Source organism: Roseateles sp., from assembly GCF_049240545.1.
Classification (GTDB): Bacteria; Pseudomonadota; Gammaproteobacteria; order Burkholderiales; family Burkholderiaceae_C; genus Paucibacter_A.
Map to the genome: position 1 here is coordinate 1 of NZ_JBMLSK010000025.1, position 1344 is coordinate 1344.

The window sequence follows — 1344 nt, forward strand, 5'->3', positions numbered from 1 at the left end:
GAGGGCAGCGATGCTGCGCTGGCGCTGCTGCTCTTCGTAGCGCTGCTGTCCCTGGTCGACGAAGGCTTCGCCGCGGGTGAGCATGAAGTACACCATCCGGGCCGGCTTGTGCGCAGCCGCGGTGTTGGCCTTGGGCTTGTCCATGCGGGATGACAAGCGGCGGTAGAAGGCCCCGAGCGCCGACTCGCTTCGCCACAGGCTCTGCGCGGCCATCTTCAGCGCCTGGCGCGCCCGGTTGGCCGAGCGCTTGGTCCCTGAGGACAGCACCTTGCCGCCGCTGATCTTGGTGCCCGGGCACAACCCGAGCCAGGAGCAGAAGTGCTTGACGCTGGCGAAGCGGCTGACGTCTGGCCCGATCTCGGTGAGCAGCTTCATCACCACCGTCACCCCCAGGCCATTGATGCGGGTGAGGTCCACGCCCGCCCAATTGGCCAGCCGCTGGCGCACGTCGTGTTCCATGCGCGTCTTGCTGCCCGCCCGGGGCAGCTTGCCCAGGTCGATCTGGGTCCGCGCCCGCGCCTCGAGCAGTCCGTCCAGCCGCGCGTCGCAGTCGGCCAGGTGCCGCCCGATGTCGTCGTACATCGCCAGCGACTGCCCGAGCACGAACAGGTGCTCCTCGCGCCAGTTGCCTTGCAGCGCCCGGATGATCTCGGGCTGACTGGCCTTGACGCGCCGCTGGCGGTGGCGGGCCAGCCGCACCGGGTCGCGCTCGCCCGCGACGATGTCGCGCACGATGGCCTGCCCGGTCATACCCATCACATCGGTCAGCACCTCGGTGAGCTGGATGTTCATCTGCACCAGCGCCTTTTGCATGCGCTGCACCCAGCGGGCCTGCTCCCTCAGCAGCGCCTCGCGCTGGCGCGCCACGGCGCGCAGCACGCACACCTCGGCGCCGGGACGCCAGGCCGCGCGCAGCAGCCCCAGGCTCATCAACCTCTGCAGCCACTGGCAGTCCTGCACGTCGCTCTTGCGCCCGGGCACGTACTTCAGCTGCCGCGCGTCGACCAGCCAGACCTTCAGTCCGTGCTGCTCCAGCACCTCGAACACCGGGATCCAATACACGCCGGTGGACTCCACCGCTACCGTGTCCACCCCCAAGCTCACCAGCCAAGCAGCCAGCGCTTGCAGGTCCGCGGTCATCGCCCCGACCTCGCGCACCGGATCGCAGCCGGCGCTGTCGGCCAAGTGCCTGGGCACCGCTACCCAGTGGCTGGACGCCCCGATGTCGACTCCCGCCGCGTTCGGGAAAACCTCGTCTTCTCGCTTGCGCATCGTCATACCGTACCTCACCATCGTTGATGAACGGCAGCGCCATGCAAGGCGTCGATCACGACTCGATCTCTT

At 68.8% G+C, this 1344-nt stretch carries 1 protein-coding gene; it reads right to left on the minus strand.

Annotated features, from left to right (window positions below; genetic code table 11):
- A partial coding sequence (locus ACOVRJ_RS01550; protein ID WP_422042151.1) for an IS110 family transposase occupies positions 1-1278 on the minus strand: 1278 nt, incomplete at its 3' end.
- Between the last annotated feature and the right edge of the window lie 66 nt (positions 1279-1344).